General features: G+C 53.4%; 3 protein-coding genes. 2 read left to right on the plus strand and 1 reads right to left on the minus strand.

The features are described from left to right. Positions 1-209 precede the first annotated feature (209 nt). The gene (locus BKN05_RS11745) at positions 210-932 is read left to right on the plus strand and encodes a hypothetical protein (protein ID WP_286688714.1); all 723 of its coding nucleotides are present in this window, start codon (positions 210-212) and stop codon (positions 930-932) included. Between the two features lie 546 nt (positions 933-1478). On the opposite strand, the gene BKN05_RS11750 is transcribed toward BKN05_RS11745, so the two are convergent. Beyond that, positions 1479-2546, minus strand: a complete 1068-nt coding sequence (locus BKN05_RS11750; protein WP_049149803.1) for an AbrB family transcriptional regulator — start codon at positions 2544-2546, stop codon at positions 1479-1481. Positions 2547-2591: 45 nt separating this feature from the next. Here BKN05_RS11750 and BKN05_RS11755 point away from each other — a divergent pair, with 45 nt between their 5' ends. Next, positions 2592-3320 (plus strand): SDR family oxidoreductase, encoded by a 729-nt coding sequence (locus BKN05_RS11755; RefSeq protein WP_049149801.1) that lies wholly within the window; start codon positions 2592-2594, stop codon positions 3318-3320. Positions 3321-3409: the final 89 nt, after the last annotated feature.

The following is a 3409-nucleotide window of genomic DNA, read 5'->3' on the forward strand; positions in this document are numbered from 1 at the left end:
TCGCGTGCGCGTGATGCGCTGGTGATCACCACCCATGGTGAGGCGAGTGCCCTGCTGCCGGAGGATTCGCAGGCCGCGGAGCATATCGCGGGGTAGTGATATTATTTACAATTGGAAAACGAAAAATAGGTTAAATAAAAGAATTAACTACGAAACAGGTGGAAGTTTCTACTGATCCTTCATTGTGATATAACCCATGCATGGAAATTGTGAGTGAGTGGCTAGAGAGCGCTACTGAGCGGGTTTTTGGTGAAGACGAACAAATATTAATTATAGGAGCAACAGTAACCTTATTTTATACAATTTATGAATTTTTCCGACATATAAATGATCGATCCAATGTGCGTAAGCTAGAGGAAGAGCGAAAGGTATTACTATATATTGCAGAAAAATTTAGAAACAGCGAGTTTGATAGATATAAGCCATATATGATTTCTAGAAGGTCTCATCGTTCGCCAATGGACCGCTTGTTTGAAAGGTATCTTAAAAACAGCCTGGCACTTGAATTGAAATTTTCGAGTAAAAAATTTACGATCAGAAATCCAATTATTGCAATTATTATAACAATCTTATTGCTATTAGGGGTGTTTTTAGTTTTATTTTATATTATTGGAACTATTTTGATTGGTGTTCGTGTATTCACTGGTTCTGGAGAACCATCTTTGGATAAAGTGCCAAGTTTTATGGCTGTCTTTCTCGCACTTTTTGGTATTCTGATATTTTTGCTTTCCGTACTGGATAAGGTGGGGGCGTCTTCACCCGTGAAGCGGGAATTTAAAAAAACTGTCCGACACGTTGCGACTACGGAATCCATCTTTCGCAAAACCATGACTTTCTTCCAAATTAATTTGGTTAGCGAAGATGAAAAACGTGACCATATAAGAAATTATGTTCATTATTATTTTCAATTTATCGATGGCGTTAAAAAGTAGGCTCTCTCGATCTTTACCGGTTTGTAAAATACCTCCAATGGTTTTTCGTCGTTGATTAAATATAACACCGAGTGGGGACTGCTGTGATATTCCGAATGCCATCGGTGTAATCGAAAATTAAGAGGTGCTTTTAATGGTGAAACCGTCAAGCCTAGCGCAACATAACACCTTAACTTCCCACATAACATAACACCGGTGTTATGTTGAGTGTTATGTTCAGGTTGGGCCTGAATCCGGCTTCCTTCTCTTTCTTTTTATTAAACCTTGGATGATTTCAGCTACAGCACTGATAGCGGTTATTGCTAGAAAAGCGGCAAAGAAGAACCAAGGAGACTCAGGGGAGGGAAGCGTGACCCACACTATAAGGATCGCAATTCCGCCAATGGCTATACCAAGTAGCCCATTGAGTAACGCCTTATAGATAATTAGCCGCTCCTTACTTTATGTGTCTTGAGTGAACGATAGCAGCTTTCGCAAGACTTCAGCGCTTATCATCTTTTGTTAACTCTGACCTCAGTTCGAACCGCCCCACCGGTCAAACCACACCTACCGCCGCAGTTTCCGCACCCCATGCAACACCTGCGGCAACCAGCTGGCCAGCAATAACACGGCCAACAGGCGGATGATCTGGATCGCCACCACTTCGGCGCCCGCGCTACCTTCCGCGGACAACGCCAGCACCGTCTCCAGCGCACCAGGGCTAGTGGCCAGGTATGCCTCGAAATACGAAATATCCAGCCACCCCGTCAGCGGCCATGCACTCAGCGCGCACACCGCCATCAGCGCACCCAAGAACGCGAAAGTCGCAGGCAACTGCTTCGCGAAAAACGCCAGCGCATCGCGCTGCAAAGAACCACCGCAGACCCAGCCGATGGACAAAAACGCGACAATCGCCAAATACGCAGGCGGTGCCACCTCGACGTCGTCGGGAAGAAGTGCTGCCGCCAACACCGTCGCCAGCAGTGGCCCCAACGCCGTCGCCGCAGGCACACGCAACTTCCGTGCCACCGGCTCAGCGCCCAGGGCGATCGCGGCGAAAACCAGCAGCATCCACCAGGGGCTATCGTTGCTCAAACCCTCCTCGTGCAGCTGCCCACTCATAAACAGATGCACGATCACCGGCAGCGTCAGCGACAGCACCAGCACCCGCAAATACTGCGTGAGCATGACGTAGCGGAAATTCGCCCCGAAATCGATCGCCAGCGTGGATACCACCGACGCGCCACCCGGCAACATGGACAGCACACCCGTTTCCGGGCTGATATGCCGCGGCTGCGCACGCGATAACAAGACGCCACCAGCCACGCCGACGGTCACGGTAAACGCGGCGACAAACAACCCGGGAAGCAGGAAATGCAGCAGGTCAGACGCCGGAATCTGCGTCAACGGCACCGCCGCCAGCGTCATGATGATCCCGCGCCCAAACCGATAAAACAGCGGGTGCACATTCAGCTGCTCGCCCGTCGACAAGCTCCACGTGCCAGCCACCACAATCGCGCCAATGATCCACGCCGCGGGCAACCCCACCGCATCCAGCGCCCAACCGAGCGCCACGGACGCCGGTGCGAGCAGGAACCATCGCCAGGAATGCGGTGTCCAGGAAAACAGAGTCATCGCTTCCACTGTAGCCCGCCGCACACCCACCGCGCGTCCACTACCATGTGTGCCATGACTACTCAGCAGAAAACCGCCCTGGTCACCGGCGCGTCCTCGGGGATTGGCGCCGCCACCGCGAAAGCTCTTGCCGACGACGGCTGGCGCGTGGTCATCGCCGCCCGGCGCATGGACCGGCTGGAGAAACTCGCAGAACAAATCGGTGCTACCGCGCACCAGCTGGATGTGACCAGCCAGGACAGCGTCGACAAGCTGGCCGCCAGCGTTGGGCGCATTGACCTGCTGGTGAACAATGCAGGCGGGGCGATTGGTCTGGAATCGATCGCGGAATCCTCGCTGGAAGATTGGGACCGCATGTATGAGATCAACGTCGCCGGTACGGTGCGCGTGACCAAGGCGTTTTTGCCGTCGCTGCTGGCGGTGGAAGATAATGCTGGCCTGGTGGTCAATATTGGTTCGGTCGCTGGCTGGACCCCGTATGCCGGTGGCGCGGGCTATAACGCCGCCAAGCACGGGGTGCGCGCATTCAACCGGGTGCTGCGCTTGGAACACCCGGGTACGCTGCGGGTGACAGAGATCGATCCCGGCCGGGTGGCTACCGAGGAGTTTTCGCTGAATCGTTTCCGCGGCGATGCCGAAAAAGCCGCCGAGGTCTACGCCGACAAGCTGAACCTGAGCGCCGAGGATATCGCCGAGGCCGTGCGTTGGGTTGCGGCGTTGCCAGCGCATATGAACATCGACACCATGCAGATCACCCCGCGCGACCAGGTGTAAGGAACACCGCCGCGGTTCGGTAACCTGGCCGCTATGACGACTGCGGATAATTACCCCTCGATCCCCATCAGTGGTGCGTCGATCAAGCT

It is taken from the genome of Corynebacterium sp. S5S1, assembly GCF_001913985.1.
Taxonomy (GTDB): domain Bacteria; phylum Actinomycetota; class Actinomycetes; order Mycobacteriales; family Mycobacteriaceae; genus Corynebacterium; species Corynebacterium marquesiae.